The following is a 14,100-nucleotide window of genomic DNA, read 5'->3' as shown; positions in this document are numbered from 1 at the left end:
TTCAACCATGACAAATCAGGAAATCCGCCAGTTGGCGGTGTGGCTCAGGGAGAAGCACCTGGCTGGCGCGGAGATACGTCGTCCGGGTCTGCATCTGGTGCTCAAGCGCAGTGTCGATGAATTCGCGGCCCCCATCGCTATTCCGGTGGCAGCACAGGCTACGGAAGAACAGCTACTGAAGACTCCAAACCTGGGCCGATTGCTGCTCACACACCCGCTACAGAGTGAGGCGCTGGCATCGGTCGGTAGCCAAGTGGAACAAGGCCAACTGGTGGCGTTGCTGCAAGTTGGCGACCTGCTGTTGCCGGTCCGCAGCCAGAAGTCCGGACGAGTGGCAGCAGTGTTGGTGCCTTGTGGCACGACAGTCGGTTATGGCGAGACGTTCATGCGTCTGGACGCAGCATGACGAGGGAGGGCAAGTGATGAAGATCGATTTAAACGCTGATCTGGGCGAGGGCTTCGGCCCGTGGCGCATGGGCGAGGATGAAGCGTTGATGAGCCTGATTTCATCGGCCAACGTGGCGTGCGGTTTCCATGCCGGTGATCCGCTGATCATGGACAACACCGTGCGCCTGGCCAAGGCCGGTGGCATCGATCTGGGCGCTCATGTGGGTTTCCCTGATTTGATCGGCTTCGGTCGGCGGCAGATGAACATCGAAATCAAGGAGCTGACGACTTACGTGATTTACCAGCTCGGTGCGCTGGCCGGGATGGCCGCGGTCAATGGCCATCGCATGACGCACATGAGCTTCCACGGGGCGCTGGGCAACATGGTTGCAGCCGATGCAGCGCTGGCCGAGCCATTGGTGTGTGCGGTCGCCGCATTTGATCCGACACTGATCATCAGTTCATCAAGCAGCCGGGCCATCGAAAATGCCGCTGATAAATGTGGGTTGCGGGTTGCGACGACGTTTCTCGCCGACCGCGCCTATGACGATGACTGCCTGCTGGTGCCGCGCAAGGTGCCGGGCTCGGTGATCAAGGAACCGGCGGCCGTGCTGCAACGGGTTCGGCAGTTGCTGGAGGAGGGCACCGTGACCAGCCTGAACGGCAAGCAACTCACGGTGCAGGCGCATTCGATCCTGTTGCACGGCGACACGCCGGGCGCTGTGGAACTGGCGCGCACCATCCGTCGAGAAATCGAGCTGGCAGGCGGGTGCATCACACCGATTTCGCAGCTTTTGGCGTAACGGTTGCACGGTCATAAGCAGGGCTTATTGCCACACAGTCATTCCGTCTTGGTCCACGGCTTCAGGGCTGGATAGAGTCGAAGTCATCGCGATCACCGAGTGATCCGCACACGTAATACGAGGACAACTTCATGCCATTTTCAGATTACAAAACCGCGCTGGTGACCGGTGCCTCTTCCGGGATTGGCGCCGCCGTCGTCGAGCGCCTGTGTCAGGAAGGCGTGCAGGTGCATGCCTTGGCTCGCAGCGCTGACAAGCTCGAAGAGCTGGCCGCGAAAACCGGTTGCATCGCGCACGCCATTGATGTCATTGACCTGGCCGGGCTGACCCGTCTGTTTGAAACCCAGCAGTTCGACATTCTGGTGAACAACGCAGGGGTCGATAAACCGGGTTCGATTCTCAAGGCGGACGCCGAAGGCATCGACTTGCTGATCGACGTCAACCTGCGGGCGGTCCTGCATCTGGCGCGTCTGGCGTTGCCGGGGATGGTCGAGCGTGACTGTGGCCACATCGTCAACATCAGTTCGATTGCTGCCGCGTACAACTTCGGCGGCAACTCCACTTATCACGCAACCAAAGCCGCGGTGAGCATGCTGTCGCGGCAGTTGCGTATCGACGCCTTTGGCAAGCGGGTTCGGGTCACCGAAATTTGCCCAGGCCGAGTGGCCACCGATATCTTCGCCCACGTCCACGGTGACTCCGAAGAGACCTACAAGCGCTTCGTCGAAGGTTTCGAGCTGCCCCAGGCCAAAGACATCGCCGACGCCATCGCGTTTGCCATCGCCGCACCGATCGCAGTCAACGTCGGGCACATGGAAATCACCCCGACCCTGCAAGTGCCCGGTGGTCTTTCCACGGCTCGCCCGCAGGATTACCAGGGCTGAGATTTTCCCTGCGAAGCACGCACCAGAAGAACGGATCAATCCGTCATGCGGTACCCACGTCATGGCTCGCCAGACGCTTTTTATTTCTGCCCTAGCCCAATGCCCGTAGGGATTGACCATGAAGCATGACTTCGATTTGGCCGCGGTTCTGCAAGGCGAATATGCCGAGCTGATCGTCAAGGGCATCGAAACGACTCTACAACTGGCGCTGTTCGCCTGGCTGCTGGCGATGGCCCTTGCGCTGTTGCTGGTGACCGTGCGCCTGACGGGCAGCAAGCTCGCTGATCGTCTGGTGGCCGGTTACGTGTCCTATCACCGCAACGTGCCGACGCTGGTGCAACTGATGCTCTGGTACTTCGGCGTACCGACTTTGCTGAGCGAGTCCACTCAGCTGTGGCTGGCCAACTACAGCACCGAATACCTGTTCTCGGTGATTGCCTTGGGTTTGTGTCAGGCCGCGTATTTTTGTGAAGACATCCGCAGTGGCCTGCGCGCCATACCGACCGGGCAGACCGAAGCGTCCCGAGCGCTGGGGCTGGGGTATGTGCGTTCGATGCGCTACGTGATCCTGCCGCAAGGCGTGCGTAATTGCCTGCCATCGCTGATCAACCACACGGTGCTGTTGTTCAAGAACACCAGCCTGGCCATGGCCATCGGTGTGGTCGAGCTGACTTACGCCACCCGCGAAGTCGAGAACTACACCTTCCGCACGTTCGAGTCCTACCTGGTCGCCACGGTGTTCTACTTGGTCTTTTCACTGCTGTTGATGGGGCTCGGCGCGCTGTTGGCACGACGCTTCAATAAAGCGCTGGCGAGGTAGACGGGCATGTTCGATCTCTTCTCGATTGTGCAAAACAACTGGACCCTGTTTCTGATCGGCCAGTACCCGCACGGCCCGCTGGGCGGTTTGGCCAGCACCTTGATTCTGGCGGCACTGGCGTTGTTGCTGGCATTCCCGTTTGGTTTGCTACTGGCGCTGGCTCGGGTTTCTCCGTGGCAGGGCCTGCGGTGGGCGGCCACGGTGTGGGTCTATGTGCTGCGGGGTATTCCGCTGCTGATGGTGATTTTCTGGACCTACTTCCTGGTGCCCTTGCTGATCGGCCACAACATCACCGGGTTCGTCACCATGCTCTGCACATTGGTGATCTACCAGAGCGCCTACCTGTGCGAAATCATTCGCGGCGGTATCCAGGCGTTACCGCCGGGTCAGTACGAAGCGTCCCGCGCACTGGGCCTCGGTTACCTGCGCACGACGATCTGGGTGATCTTGCCGCAAGCACTCTACAACGCGCTGCCCAGCCTTATCAGCCAGTTCATCTCGATCATCAAGGAAACCTCGCTGGGCTATGTGATCAACGTCCAGGAAGTGACCTTCGCTGCCAACCAGGTCAATAACCAGCTGCTGACCAAGCCGTTTCAGGTGTTTTTTATCCTGGCGATCATCTACTACCTGCTCTGTTTTGGCCTGACCCATCTGGCCGGCTGGGTGGAGCGCCGTATCGCTCGCAAGCGTCTGGGCAACGGCGGTCCGGCCGTGGCTGCCGACCCCTTGCTGGCCATCGATAATTGAAGAGGGTTGCGTTCATGCATCCAATGATCATGTTTTCGAACATCAACAAATGGTACGGCGAGTACCACGCACTGACCGACATCACAGCCGAGGTGAAACCCGGCGAAGTGGTGGTGTTGTGCGGCCCGTCAGGGTCCGGCAAGTCGACGTTGATCCGCACGGTCAATCGTCTGGAAGATATCCAGAAAGGCCAGATCCTGTTCGACGGCCAGGACGTGCACGGCACGGATGCTCACATCAATCGACTGCGCAGCCGTGTGGGGTTCGTGTTCCAGAGCTTCAATCTGTTTCCACACCTGTCGGTGCTGGAAAACATCACCCTGGCGCCGAGCAAAATCCGCAACCTGAAAGGCTCGGTCGCCAAGCAACAAGCCATGCAATTGCTGGATCGGGTTGGCCTGGCCCACAAGGCCGGGGCCTATCCGGCGCAGTTGTCCGGCGGTCAGCAGCAACGGGTGGCGATTGCCCGGGCGCTGGCGATGGAGCCGCCAGTGATGTTGTTCGATGAACCCACCAGTGCCCTTGACCCGGAAATGGTCGGTGAAGTGCTGAGTGTGATGAAAGGCTTGGCCAAGGAGGGCATGACCATGATGTGCGTGACCCACGAGATGAACTTTGCCCGTGAAGTCGCCGACACCATCTGGTTTATGGACGCGGGTCAGATTCTGGAAAAGAGCACGCCCGAGAGTTTCTTCAATCAGCCCGCGCACCCACGAGCACAACGCTTTATCGCCGATCTGCGGGCTCATTGAGTCGCAGCGGTTTTGCTCACTCTGCCATCCGACTTTCCCATTCCCGGAGTTTTTCCATGCGTATGAAGCATCTGTTTGTCACGCTGGCGTTAGGTCCTTTGGCTGTTGCGGTCGCTCAGGCCGATCAACTGAGCGACATCATGGCCAAGAAGTCGTTGAGCTGCGGCGTATACGCCGACGTGCCGCCGTTCTCGGCGCCGGATCCGAAGACCCGCGAACTGGTGGGCATGGACGTCGATTTGTGCAAGGCCCTGGCCAAGACCATGGGCGTCGAGTTGGAGCTCAAGCCGCTGTCGGTAGAGGCACGGATTCCTGAAGTGAAAATGGGCCGTGTCGATGTGATCTTCGCCAACCTGGCCTACACCAAGACCCGGGCCGAGCAGATCCAGTTCAGCGACCCGTACTACATCGCCAAGGAAACCCTGGTGGTGCGCGCGGTCAACGCCGATCAACCGAAAAGCTTCTTCAAGGACAAACGCATCAGCTCGACCAAAGGCTCGACGTCCGAGCAGTCGATCCGTATCGCCGGGGCCACGCCGGTAACATTCCAGGACACCGGCTCGGCCTACATGGCCTTGCAGCAAAACAAGGTCGTGGGCCTGGTAACCAACACCATGACCGCGTTGAAACTGGTCGGTCAGGCCAAGGAAAGTGGTATCGAACTGGCGCTGGCCAAAGAGCCAATGGCGCTGGAACCGATTGGCGCGGGCATGCGGCGGGACGAGCCGGCCTTTCTCGCTAAGGTCAACGAATCGCTGGCGTCGATGGAAAAGGCCGGCGAGATCGATGCGATCTGGGATCGCTGGATCGGCCCAAACACCGCTTACAAAATGGTTCGTGAGGACAAAGTGCAGAGCCTCAGCAATTTGAAGTTCGATCCTTTGCCTTGAGCTTAGTGAGTTGTTGCGCGGAAATCTTCTGGAGCGATCAGTTGTCCAGTTGAAAAGTCAATCCCGATGAATGTCCGCTATGTTGTCTAGCTAGAAAATTTGACTAATCCCTGCGCATCGGGGAAGGCCGGAATCTGATAAGGGTTCCGGTTTTTTTATGCCCCTCCATTAGCCATCGAAAATCTTCCTCTGATTAAGCTCAACGATTCGTGATCGGCATAGCTTTATTCGAGCGCAGAGATGGCCAAGCAAATCCCGGATCGCTTGTAATAAACTGTGTAGTAGTACAGATACTTTGGAACACCGATTAGTAGCCGTCAAAGATATTTTTTGAATGTTGCTGCGGTAATCGCCATTGTCACTCCAAGTAGCATGGCGCTAGGCAAAAACACAGCCATAGGGTTAAGCGTAAAGGGAAGAGACAAGTAAATGATCCAGGGCGCGACTAACAGTGGCACCACTGCTCGCTTGACACGGTGATAAACAAAGCTGCTTTCCCGCCCAGCGCCAAACTTGCGTAGGTCGCGGCGCATCAAGCCATCGACAAAACCGGTGAACGAAGCCAACAAAAAAAGTGGTGTGGACAGGACCAGAATAGTCAGGCGCACTACAAAGGTAAAAGTCACAAACACCGCCGCTAGCACGAAATCCTCAATGCTCACGTAGAGCTGGTTGATCCAGCTCCAGAAGCCGTTGCCTTGGCTCGACACCCCCGCCTGCTGGGAAAAGTCCGCAAAGCCAGTCTTGACCAGCAGCCACTGATTCAGGAAATCCAGCAAATGGACAATCGTTGGCGCGGGCTGTTGGATGAGAAGTGAAGACTTGAAGTGCTCGCTGAGCCAGGCCAACTCACTGGTTAGCATGGCCTGACTATGTCGCCAGCCCTGATCACCCCAGAACAGCAGGAGACCGGCAAACTCGATCAGGATCGAGAACAGCAATGAGGCCATCAGCAAGCCGATGATGCGTAGGAACAGACTGATGGTCGAGACGATCATTCCCGGACGCGGGATCGGCTGTGGCGGCGTGTTCTGGGCGGAAGTAGTCATCGTTCATTCCATTGCGCACCGTAGAGTTGGTGCCGCCACGGCGCCTGCCGAATGCGTGTTTGCTGAATCGAAACCTAGGTCAGGGTATGGCTACTTCACCTGATCCAAATCGAAGTTAATTGTTGGGCCGCCACCGCTGGCGCTCCACCATTGCCCCGCTTGCTCGTTGTAGGTGGCCCGCATTCGCTGGGTGAGCTCCTGCAGGTCCTTGGGCATGGCATCGTCGTTGGAGGGTTTTGGCAACGGCATGCGGACTTTCCAGAGCTGCCCACCAGCCTGGAAGGAGAACATTTGCCCCTTGGGCAAACTGACGATGTGAGCAGGCTCGATCAACGGCACGCTGGTACTGCTGACGCGATCCTGCGAGGACGAGGTGAAGTCTGTATTGGCCTCTGGATCGGAGGTGTCGGTGGCCCCCGAGACTAGGGTTTTGGTTAGCACGTTGACCTTGGGCAACTGCTGGGTGAGCAGCTCCGCGGTGGCGGTTTCTCGCACCCGCAGCATCTGCAGGGTGTTGAAGTTGCCGATGACCTGGCCAGCTTTGGCGCGGTTACCGATTCGCGCTTCGATATCGCTGAGGGTCTGGGTGTAGGCTGTCACCTGGATGCCGGCGCCACCGCCCTTGTTGATTAGCGGAATGAACTCATCGCCCATCAACTCGTTGAACTCATCGGCATGCAGGTTGATCGGCAGCTTGTCACTGCTGCTGCCCGATGCGGGCAGGCCATGGTCAATGCCATGTTTGTAGATGTGGCCCGCGACCGAGACCAGGTCGGCGAACATGGAGTTGCCCACAGCGGCGGCCACCTCGGCGTCGGTCAGCGCATCCAGGCCGACGTAAACGATGCCGCGCTTACGGATGATCTGCATCCAGTCGAAGATTGGCCGAGGGTCATTTAGGTCTGTGTAGTTGGGGGCCAGTAACTGGGCGGTCTTGCCGGTGGTGAGTTTCTCCAGCAGGGGCAGTAGCGAGGCGACAATCTTGTCGAAGTAAGTACGGTCATATCGGACCGCCGAACGCAGTCCGTCCATTACCGGATCAAATACCCGCTTCACCGCCAGGTACTGCTCGATGGCCACCACACGCTTTTCGCGCCCAACCATGTGCCGGGGAGTGTTCTTCTCGGTGAGCTTGCCTTCAAGCTGGACGATCACTTCCCACGCTTTCGGATCGGTTTTGGCGAAAAACTGCTGGGCGTATTCGATGAACAGCGCGTCGATGTTGACCACATGTCGCTGGATCTGCAGGTAGTCCGGGCGTCGGCCCAACTCGATCAGCGCGCGGGCAATGATATTGACGAAGCGCCAGGCGAACTCACGGAAGGCCGCCGAGTTACCTTCACCGCTGAGCTGCCCAGCAATGCGAGACGCCACCTCAGAAATGCGTCCGAAACGTCCCACGGCGTTGTAGCGAGCGGAGATCTCCGGCCAGCCTAGATGGAAAACATAAAACTCCTTTTCCCGACCAGCGCGTTTGGCTTCGACGTACATCCGTTTGAGCAAGTCGGCATCGCCCTTCGGATCGAAGACGATGACGACCTCATGTTCGATGCGATGAATGTCCTGAGTGATGTACACCTCGGCGAGTCGCGTCTTGCCGACACGGGTAGTGCCGAGCACTAGGGTGTGTCCGACCCGTTCGCCCAGCGGCAGACTGACTTCCGTTTCATCGGGCTCGACCCCATGCAACAGTGGCGACCCGCCTACCGGGGGCAAAGGGCGCAACGGATTGAAGGCACTGTCCCAGGCCGTGACACGGGTCAGTATCGAGAGTGGAAATGGTGCATGCTCCAGGCGCCGTTCGAGACCACGGGCCAGGCGGTAGCTGGTCGGTTGGTCGACATAGTGGGCGACCGCCGGATCCTGCGCCTCGACCAAGCGCTGGGTGTGCAGGCGGCTCCAGCGAAAGCCGCGACCCATGAACAGACGTCTGCGGCTGATTGGAATCTGCCGGCTGGTCAGTTCGTAGCGGGGCAGCCGGCGGATATTGCGCCGATAACGCAACACCTCCCAGGCTTGTCGCAGGCGGATCAGACCGAACAGGGCATAGGCCAGCGCTGCAACCAGCCCGATCTCAGGTGACAGGGCCACAGCCCAGGGCGAATACACGCACAACACCGCGGCGGCGATGCAGATCGCTACGGTGTACAGCTCCACCGCTGGCCGGAGCTTGGATTCCATCGCATGCTCGGCCATGGCTTGGACTCACTGTTCCAGTGAGGTGGAGGTGATCAATACGGGGTAGTGCTCTATCTGCAGGCGAGTGGCGATGTCGTTGCCGTTGACCGGCAGTATGGTGATGCCCGGAGCGGCTGCTCGAATCCGGGCCAAAGCTTCGGTGTTGGTCACTTCGACGGCGAGGCCGGCCGCGCCCATTTCGTTCAGTTCAGCCGCACGTTGACGCAGCCAAGCCAGCGACTGGCGATCGTCGCCCACCAGAAAGAAGGGTTGTAGGCCAGGCATGCTCAGGGAGCGAGGCTTGACCGAGCCGGGGCTCAAGTGAGAGCTGCGAATGGGCAGTATCCAGGCTTCATCGGCAAAGGTGGACAGGTCCGCATGCATGGCCCGATCAGGCTGGATCTTGTTGTTTATTTGCGGCCTGGCTGCTTGAAAATGGGGTCGAGTAAAGTCGCTAGGCTGATCCCCGGCTACGGTCAATTGCGGCTGGGTAAAAGGTGCCAGGAGTAGGATGCAATAACAGCCAAGAGATATTCGCTTCATGGTGGTGTGCCCTGTGTGAAGGAAACCAGCAAGCGTTCGAGTTGCCGGGAAAATCCGGCGCGGTAACGCACGGCCGGCGTTCCTCCTGCCGGGCGGTGATAGCGTCCGGCAGCTGACACCCAATCACCGGTTGCGGCGTGATGCTCCTGCAACAGCTCGGCGGTCACCGCGAGATTTCGGTAGGGATCAAGGTATTCGCAGGGGCTGGAAAAACGTTGCCCGTGATAACCCAGGTTGGTTTGGCCGAGTCCGGCATCGACCCGCTTGGCGTCATGTCGGGCGAGCGCCTGAAGTAAAGCGTGACAGGCGGTCTGGCGAGTGGCGAAGCGGTAGGGTGTTCCGGCGATGTTCAGGGTCCAAGGCCAGGGCAGTAGTCGACCACGGACGCGGATACCACTCTCCTGCAGGGCAATCGCGAACAGCACTGTAGAAGGGATACTGGCGTCATGCGCGGCCAGTTGGTAGGCAGGAGGCGGAAGTTCGTCAGCCTGGACGGCGAGCACCGTCAGCAGGAGCGCAATAACACTCAGTCGAGGTGTTGCCATTGTCCATTCACCTGTTGAAATGTGGCAGGTAGTGGCTCCGGGGCACCCAGGCTGAACCAGCGTCCACGATCATGGTTCAAGGTGATCTGCCGACGTTGGACCTTGGCCGGATCGATGTCCGCTTGTCGGGCCCAGCTACGGACGCGTTCATCCTCGCCTTGGCTGCCCACTAGGTAGACATCGAACGCCGTATCACTGTTTTGCAGACGCTGCGCTTCGGCGGTGCACGCTGGGCAGTGGTCCTCCACAAACAGGGCCGGGCGCGGCACGACAGATGAGCTGGCAGGGGACGGGAATGCCATGTCCTGGATCGGCAGCAGCCCGGGAAACAGCTTGGCCCAGGCCGCGGTGTAAGCGTTTTGGTAGGCCAACTCGCGCTCGGCGCGTTTGGCTTCCAGCGCTACCTGTAATTCGGCATAGCGCTGGCGCTCTTGGTCGGTCTGGGCCTCGACCCCGAGTGCGGTCAACGGATCGACACTCGGGCTCCAGAAACCGCGCGGGCCGGCTTGGATCTGTTCGAAGCGCGTCCACTCCTGCTCCGTCAGCCCCCAGCTCGCCGCCTGTTCAGAGTGAGATCGTCCCAGCGGAGCGGACTGCGTGTCCTGGATCTGTGACTGTGCCGTGATGGGGTTACCCATCGCAGCACTCGTGATCAGTAGCGAAACCAGACAGACGACGGGGAGTAGTGGCGCTCTGTTCATGATCGCTTCTCAAGGGAGGTGCACGGTCTGGTCTGGCTGAGCGGCCACCGAGAAGATGGCTGAGTTCGGCTCCAGCACTTTCAGGCGCCAGGCCCCGAGCTGCTCGTCGCTATGCAGCAACCGAACATCCATGAGAGCGCGACTGTTATGAGGTACGACCGCCAGAAAGCGCTCACCCCCGCGGGACTCGACCCCCAACACTGAGAACGGTGGCGAAAGCGGGGCGGACTTGGGGGGAGCGGCTTTTTTCGATTTGGTTGCGGAAGGCGTCGGCGGTGGAGGGGATGGCTGGGTCCTGAGGTCCAGGAGTTGCTGCTCGACCTGTTCAAGGCGTGCGCGTAGCGCTGTCAGGTCTCCCACGGTGGCGCGGGCGGCCAGACCATCGCGCAGTTCCTGTATCTCTTGTGCCCATTGGTCCAACATCGGATCGAGGGTATTGGCCTGTTGCTCACCGGAATCGACCATCTGCTTCAGATTTTTCAGCGCGTACTGCAGCTTCTCCTGCGTATCCTTGAGGGCGTTTGAATCACGTTGCAGGATGTCCAGGGTTTGTAGGTGCTGAGTGTTCGTGCTCTGTAGCTCGGCCATGCGTTGATATTGGTTGTACAAACTACCGCTCAGGCCGGCGACCGCCAGGCAAAGCAGCCCAATGATGAGGGTTTGAAACGTCGAGGCTTTCATGGGCGTGCCTCCGACTGATGGGGCGAGGCAGGGGGGGCAGCGCGCCACCGACCTCTGTTCTCTGCAGTTCGAAGCAGACCGAACGGCCGACTTCATCGGTCGTGAGTCGCCAAGCCGGGCCAGCTAACACCTGTAGCGCACTGCATAAAGAGATGGGGCCAAGCCGGTAATGGGCTGCTGGCAGGGGGCGAGTAAAGAGCACCTTCAGCGAAGCGGATACTGGACAGAGCGAATAGCCCGAGCGCTGCAATACGTACTGCAATGCATCCTGCACCGAAGGGCTCAGATTGGACGGGATACTCACGTCGATGATTTGGGCGAGAAGATCGCGTTGTTCCGTGGTGGGCTCGGTGCTGACCAGCGTATAGCGGCCATAACGGAGTTCTGCCGGATGATGTTCTTCGGTTGTGCCCCTCGAGGCCTGTGCCCGATTGGTGCCACTGTCGATCTCTGGAGTGGTCGGCAATGGGTTGGGGATTTGCGCGGTGCAGGCGCTCAACAAACCCAGCAGGCAGACAGGCGCAAAAAAACGCTCCATGGAAAAAACCTCATGTCAGATTCAGTGCAGAACCTGACATGAGGTGAAGGAGCGATTCAGTGAGAAAGTTGATTCATGGTGGGTCGTGTTAACGCTGAATGCGTTGTTATTCGTCATAAATGGCGAGCCCATCCAAAACGGTAGCGTCGGGGTCGAAGATCAATAACCGCACATCCGCCAATGCCGCCAGATACAGTACGTTGACCAGGGCTTCCGGTGTGCCGGCGTCGAGCTGCTTTTGCCTCAGCGATGAATAAGGACGGCCCTCGATCTTCACCAGGTTATCGTCGGTCCAGGGCGTGCCGATCAGTTTACACCCGACGCCATTGCAGTCTGTCAGGGCAAAGGGTTCGAACAGCAGACCGGTTGGTCTGGATTCGAAATTGTCAGTCCGGCTTTCCAAGTGGCGCAATGCTTCTTCAGTGAGGTGTGCGGTACTGATCTCCCAGGCTCGACTGTAGTGTCCCGTTTCGAAGCTCATGTGATGGACCATGGCTTGGGCCTCTTCCAGAGAGTACAGGTCACCGACGTGATGCCGTTCGTAGAGTATTTCGCCAATCACGGCGTAGATCACTTGGCGCACCAGTCCGCTGGACTGGCAGCGTTCATCCAAATCATCCGCAATGGACTGGCCTTCGCTGATCAGGGCGAAATCGTCATTGAACAGGCAGGGGAACAGTTGCAGCTCATCGTCGGGCAGATGAGCCTGTGAGTCGTGCACGGGGAGAAAGCTGGGAGGGCAGTCGTTTTCGTAGGTGATCAGTAGCAGCCGTTCGATATGAAGGTTGTCGTAACCGCGAGCAAATGGGTTTGAGGCCGTCAGCAGGGCTGGGGCTTGGTGTGTGGGGTTCATGAGGGTTCTCCAGAATGAAAATGAACAAGGCGCCCGAAGACGCCTGTGAGGGTTAAAGCCAGCCATGTTCGGCAAGGGAGAGAGGACGACCTTCACCCACGATGAAGTGATCCAGTACGCGCACTTCGATCAAGGCCAAGGCCTCTTTCAACCGTGCGGTCAAGACGCGATCCGCCTGGCTAGGTTCCGTACAACCTGAGGGGTGGTTATGAACCAAAATGGCAGCGCCCGCGTTATGGGCCATGGACCTCTTAATGACCTGTCGGGGGTAAACGCTGGCGCCATCAATGCTGCCGTGAAAGAGGACTTCGAACGCCAGCACCCGGTGATGGGTATCGAGGAAGATCACGCCGAAGACTTCATGTTCTTGTTGCGCAAGGTGCAGTTTTAGGTATGAGGCCACGGTGTCGGGCGACGTCAGGTTGGGCCCGCGGGTGAACAGCCTACGATCTAGAATATGCAGCGCTTCGTCGATCACCTGGTTTTCTTGGACGATACGATCAGCCTCGAAATCCGAGGTTTCAATCCGTACGAGTTGGGTGCTCATGGTGGTACCTCCGAAAGGAACAATCAGGGGTACACGCCCGAGGGGAGTGGTGTCCCCGAGGTGGGTGTGAAGTTGCGGGCGTTAGCCGATGCAGTGTCGTTTACAGCCGAGTGAATCGGTGGCGTTGACCGTGTAGGTGTGAACCACAACCGTCGCAAGGCAACGGGGAAATGGCTCTTATTCCCCAGCCGGTTTCGGGATCGAAGTCGGCACTGATGGGCATTAAGCGAACCAGCCCACGTTCCATCGCGGCGATGCGTTCCTCGGTTTCATCCGTCGTGTAGTAGAGCGATAACGTGCTGTAGTCCTCGTAAGCCGCCGCGAACAGGCAGTCGTCGCAAAGCCAGAAGGATTCCATGTCAGTTCTCCTGTGCTGATTGAAGAAAAGGCGCTCGAGGGAGCGCCTTGATGTGGAACATCGTGGACTGTTCAGGCGGACTGAACGGTACGGGTGGCATCACGGCGGGCCGTGCGGGGAGCGGGCGGAGATTCAGGTTCGACCCGAGCCTCTGTTGGGATTTCGGTCTCCTCTGCTTCGGCATCAACCGATGGTGGAGAGGGTTCATTGATCGGCGCTTGCTCAGCAGGTGCTGTTGCTTCCTGCCTGGCGGGCGCTTTGTACTCGTACGTGCCGTTGACCTTGATCCAGTCGATGAACAGCAAACGACCTTTCAGGCTGGCGCCCGGTTGACCTTGTTTATCGCCTTTCTCGTAGAGAAACGGATCGATCCACAGGTCGCCGATACGGAACGACAGTAAGACCTTTTTCTCGGCGTTGACGGCGTCCATATAGAGACGAATTAAGCGTTCAGCTTCGCCCCCAGCGACTTTGCAGTCGAAGCGGGTGTATTCCACCGCATCGCTGGCTCCGTGCAGCGCTGCGACATCGCAGGCCAGGAATGGTTGTCCACGGCGGACTTGCACTTCACGCACACGGTTGAGATAGCCGATACCGACGGTGTGCAGATTGAAGTAAGTGATCACTTCTTGGGATTGGTTGGCGTGGGCCATGGTGGTTCTCCTGTTTCAAGGGAAAACGGTGACGCACAATCCCCGGCGGGAGAGTGAGCCCCGTCAGGGTGGGTAAGGTGGAGTCGAACGATGAACGACTAGACACCGGCAAGCCGATGACGAGCAGAACAATGGGCGTGGAAAATATGGGTGTGGCAGAGAGACGTC

At 58.8% G+C, this 14,100-nt stretch carries 17 protein-coding genes and 1 pseudogene; 7 read left to right on the top strand and 11 right to left on the bottom strand.

The features are described from left to right. The first annotated feature begins 7 nt into the window (after positions 1 to 7). The 7 genes from ACA047_RS18040 to ACA047_RS18010 all read left to right on the top strand — a co-directional run bounded on the left by ACA047_RS18040 (position 8) and on the right by ACA047_RS18010 (position 5,286). Positions 8 to 406, top strand: a complete 399-nt coding sequence (locus tag ACA047_RS18040; protein WP_497351557.1) for a biotin/lipoyl-containing protein — start codon at positions 8 to 10, stop codon at positions 404 to 406. Between the two features lie 16 nt (positions 407 to 422). After that, positions 423 to 1,190: a LamB/YcsF family protein gene (locus tag ACA047_RS18035; protein WP_497351555.1), complete on the top strand. Its 768-nt coding sequence runs from the start codon at positions 423 to 425 to the stop codon at positions 1,188 to 1,190. A 131-nt stretch (positions 1,191 to 1,321) separates the two neighbouring features. Continuing rightward, positions 1,322 to 2,074: an SDR family oxidoreductase gene (locus tag ACA047_RS18030; protein WP_497351553.1), complete on the top strand. Its 753-nt coding sequence runs from the start codon at positions 1,322 to 1,324 to the stop codon at positions 2,072 to 2,074. 118 nt (positions 2,075 to 2,192) lie between these two features. Beyond that, positions 2,193 to 2,894, top strand: a complete 702-nt coding sequence (locus ACA047_RS18025; RefSeq protein WP_497351551.1) for an amino acid ABC transporter permease — start codon at positions 2,193 to 2,195, stop codon at positions 2,892 to 2,894. Between the two features lie 6 nt (positions 2,895 to 2,900). Continuing rightward, positions 2,901 to 3,644 (top strand): amino acid ABC transporter permease, encoded by a 744-nt coding sequence (locus tag ACA047_RS18020; protein WP_497351549.1) that lies wholly within the window; start codon positions 2,901 to 2,903, stop codon positions 3,642 to 3,644. 23 nt (positions 3,645 to 3,667) lie between these two features. After that, the gene (locus ACA047_RS18015) at positions 3,668 to 4,396 is read left to right on the top strand and encodes an amino acid ABC transporter ATP-binding protein (RefSeq protein ID WP_497360430.1); all 729 of its coding nucleotides are present in this window, start codon (positions 3,668 to 3,670) and stop codon (positions 4,394 to 4,396) included. Between the two features lie 56 nt (positions 4,397 to 4,452). Next, positions 4,453 to 5,286, top strand: a complete 834-nt coding sequence (locus tag ACA047_RS18010; RefSeq protein WP_497351547.1) for an ABC transporter substrate-binding protein — start codon at positions 4,453 to 4,455, stop codon at positions 5,284 to 5,286. Positions 5,287 to 5,603: 317 nt separating this feature from the next. Here ACA047_RS18010 and ACA047_RS18005 read toward each other — a convergent pair whose 3' ends face one another. The 11 genes and pseudogenes from ACA047_RS18005 to ACA047_RS17955 form a co-directional block, all read right to left on the bottom strand. After that, positions 5,604 to 6,335, bottom strand: coding sequence for a TIGR03747 family integrating conjugative element membrane protein (locus ACA047_RS18005; RefSeq protein ID WP_497351545.1), 732 nt, complete (start codon positions 6,333 to 6,335; stop codon positions 5,604 to 5,606). Positions 6,336 to 6,425: 90 nt separating this feature from the next. Further along, entirely contained in the window at positions 6,426 to 8,531 is a 2,106-nt protein-coding gene (gene traD, locus ACA047_RS18000) for a type IV conjugative transfer system coupling protein TraD (protein ID WP_497351543.1), read from the bottom strand. 9 nt (positions 8,532 to 8,540) lie between these two features. Next, on the bottom strand, positions 8,541 to 9,056 hold the full coding sequence (locus tag ACA047_RS17995) for an integrating conjugative element protein (protein ID WP_497351541.1): 516 nt from the start codon (positions 9,054 to 9,056) through the stop codon (positions 8,541 to 8,543). Continuing rightward, the gene (locus ACA047_RS17990) at positions 9,053 to 9,601 is read right to left on the bottom strand and encodes a lysozyme family protein (RefSeq protein WP_497351539.1); all 549 of its coding nucleotides are present in this window, start codon (positions 9,599 to 9,601) and stop codon (positions 9,053 to 9,055) included. The genes ACA047_RS17995 and ACA047_RS17990 overlap by 4 nt, the downstream gene beginning before the upstream one ends. Beyond that, positions 9,583 to 10,302, bottom strand: a complete 720-nt coding sequence (locus ACA047_RS17985; RefSeq protein ID WP_497351537.1) for a TIGR03759 family integrating conjugative element protein — start codon at positions 10,300 to 10,302, stop codon at positions 9,583 to 9,585. Before ACA047_RS17985 ends, ACA047_RS17990 begins: the two co-directional genes overlap by 19 nt. A 9-nt stretch (positions 10,303 to 10,311) precedes the next feature. Next, positions 10,312 to 10,983 carry a chemotaxis protein gene (locus ACA047_RS17980; RefSeq protein WP_497351535.1) on the bottom strand — a complete coding sequence of 224 codons (672 nt, stop codon included), beginning with the start codon at positions 10,981 to 10,983 and terminating at the stop codon, positions 10,312 to 10,314. Continuing rightward, positions 10,980 to 11,521 (bottom strand): annotated as a pseudogene (gene pilL2 / locus ACA047_RS17975) (PFGI-1 class ICE element type IV pilus protein PilL2). The gene ACA047_RS17980 and the pseudogene pilL2 overlap by 4 nt, the downstream one beginning before the upstream one ends. A gap of 106 nt (positions 11,522 to 11,627) precedes the next feature. Beyond that, positions 11,628 to 12,374: a DUF5983 family protein gene (locus ACA047_RS17970; protein WP_497351533.1), complete on the bottom strand. Its 747-nt coding sequence runs from the start codon at positions 12,372 to 12,374 to the stop codon at positions 11,628 to 11,630. A 52-nt stretch (positions 12,375 to 12,426) separates the two neighbouring features. After that, positions 12,427 to 12,921, bottom strand: coding sequence for a RadC family protein (gene radC, locus ACA047_RS17965; RefSeq protein ID WP_497351531.1), 495 nt, complete (start codon positions 12,919 to 12,921; stop codon positions 12,427 to 12,429). Between the two features lie 100 nt (positions 12,922 to 13,021). After that, positions 13,022 to 13,279 carry a hypothetical protein gene (locus tag ACA047_RS17960; protein ID WP_497351529.1) on the bottom strand — a complete coding sequence of 86 codons (258 nt, stop codon included), beginning with the start codon at positions 13,277 to 13,279 and terminating at the stop codon, positions 13,022 to 13,024. A gap of 71 nt (positions 13,280 to 13,350) precedes the next feature. Then, a complete protein-coding gene (locus ACA047_RS17955; protein ID WP_497351527.1) occupies positions 13,351 to 13,932 on the bottom strand; it encodes an STY4534 family ICE replication protein in 582 nt (193 codons plus the stop codon). Between the last annotated feature and the right edge of the window lie 168 nt (positions 13,933 to 14,100).

The sequence above is a fragment of the Pseudomonas sp. LBUM1664 genome (assembly GCF_059695895.1).
This window is presented reverse-complemented; position numbering and strand designations above follow the sequence as displayed.

What these genes read in the sequence shown, in the direction of transcription:
- ACA047_RS18005 (WP_497351545.1), bottom strand. Translation starts at nt 6,335, where the DNA reads ATGACTACTTCCGCCCAGAACACGCCGCCACAGCCGATCCCGCGTCCG.
- radC (WP_497351531.1), bottom strand. Translation starts at nt 12,921, where the DNA reads ATGAGCACCCAACTCGTACGGATTGAAACCTCGGATTTCGAGGCTGAT.
- ACA047_RS18020 (WP_497351549.1), top strand. Translation starts at nt 2,901, where the DNA reads ATGTTCGATCTCTTCTCGATTGTGCAAAACAACTGGACCCTGTTTCTG.
- ACA047_RS18030 (WP_497351553.1), top strand. Translation starts at nt 1,322, where the DNA reads ATGCCATTTTCAGATTACAAAACCGCGCTGGTGACCGGTGCCTCTTCC.
- ACA047_RS17980 (WP_497351535.1), bottom strand. Translation starts at nt 10,983, where the DNA reads ATGAAAGCCTCGACGTTTCAAACCCTCATCATTGGGCTGCTTTGCCTG.
- ACA047_RS18010 (WP_497351547.1), top strand. Translation starts at nt 4,453, where the DNA reads ATGCGTATGAAGCATCTGTTTGTCACGCTGGCGTTAGGTCCTTTGGCT.
- ACA047_RS17985 (WP_497351537.1), bottom strand. Translation starts at nt 10,302, where the DNA reads ATGAACAGAGCGCCACTACTCCCCGTCGTCTGTCTGGTTTCGCTACTG.
- ACA047_RS18025 (WP_497351551.1), top strand. Translation starts at nt 2,193, where the DNA reads ATGAAGCATGACTTCGATTTGGCCGCGGTTCTGCAAGGCGAATATGCC.
- traD (WP_497351543.1), bottom strand. Translation starts at nt 8,531, where the DNA reads ATGGCCGAGCATGCGATGGAATCCAAGCTCCGGCCAGCGGTGGAGCTG.
- ACA047_RS17990 (WP_497351539.1), bottom strand. Translation starts at nt 9,601, where the DNA reads ATGGCAACACCTCGACTGAGTGTTATTGCGCTCCTGCTGACGGTGCTC.
- ACA047_RS17970 (WP_497351533.1), bottom strand. Translation starts at nt 12,374, where the DNA reads ATGAACCCCACACACCAAGCCCCAGCCCTGCTGACGGCCTCAAACCCA.
- ACA047_RS18035 (WP_497351555.1), top strand. Translation starts at nt 423, where the DNA reads ATGAAGATCGATTTAAACGCTGATCTGGGCGAGGGCTTCGGCCCGTGG.
- ACA047_RS18015 (WP_497360430.1), top strand. Translation starts at nt 3,668, where the DNA reads ATGATCATGTTTTCGAACATCAACAAATGGTACGGCGAGTACCACGCA.
- ACA047_RS17955 (WP_497351527.1), bottom strand. Translation starts at nt 13,932, where the DNA reads ATGGCCCACGCCAACCAATCCCAAGAAGTGATCACTTACTTCAATCTG.
- ACA047_RS17995 (WP_497351541.1), bottom strand. Translation starts at nt 9,056, where the DNA reads ATGAAGCGAATATCTCTTGGCTGTTATTGCATCCTACTCCTGGCACCT.
- ACA047_RS17960 (WP_497351529.1), bottom strand. Translation starts at nt 13,279, where the DNA reads ATGGAATCCTTCTGGCTTTGCGACGACTGCCTGTTCGCGGCGGCTTAC.
- ACA047_RS18040 (WP_497351557.1), top strand. Translation starts at nt 8, where the DNA reads ATGACAAATCAGGAAATCCGCCAGTTGGCGGTGTGGCTCAGGGAGAAG.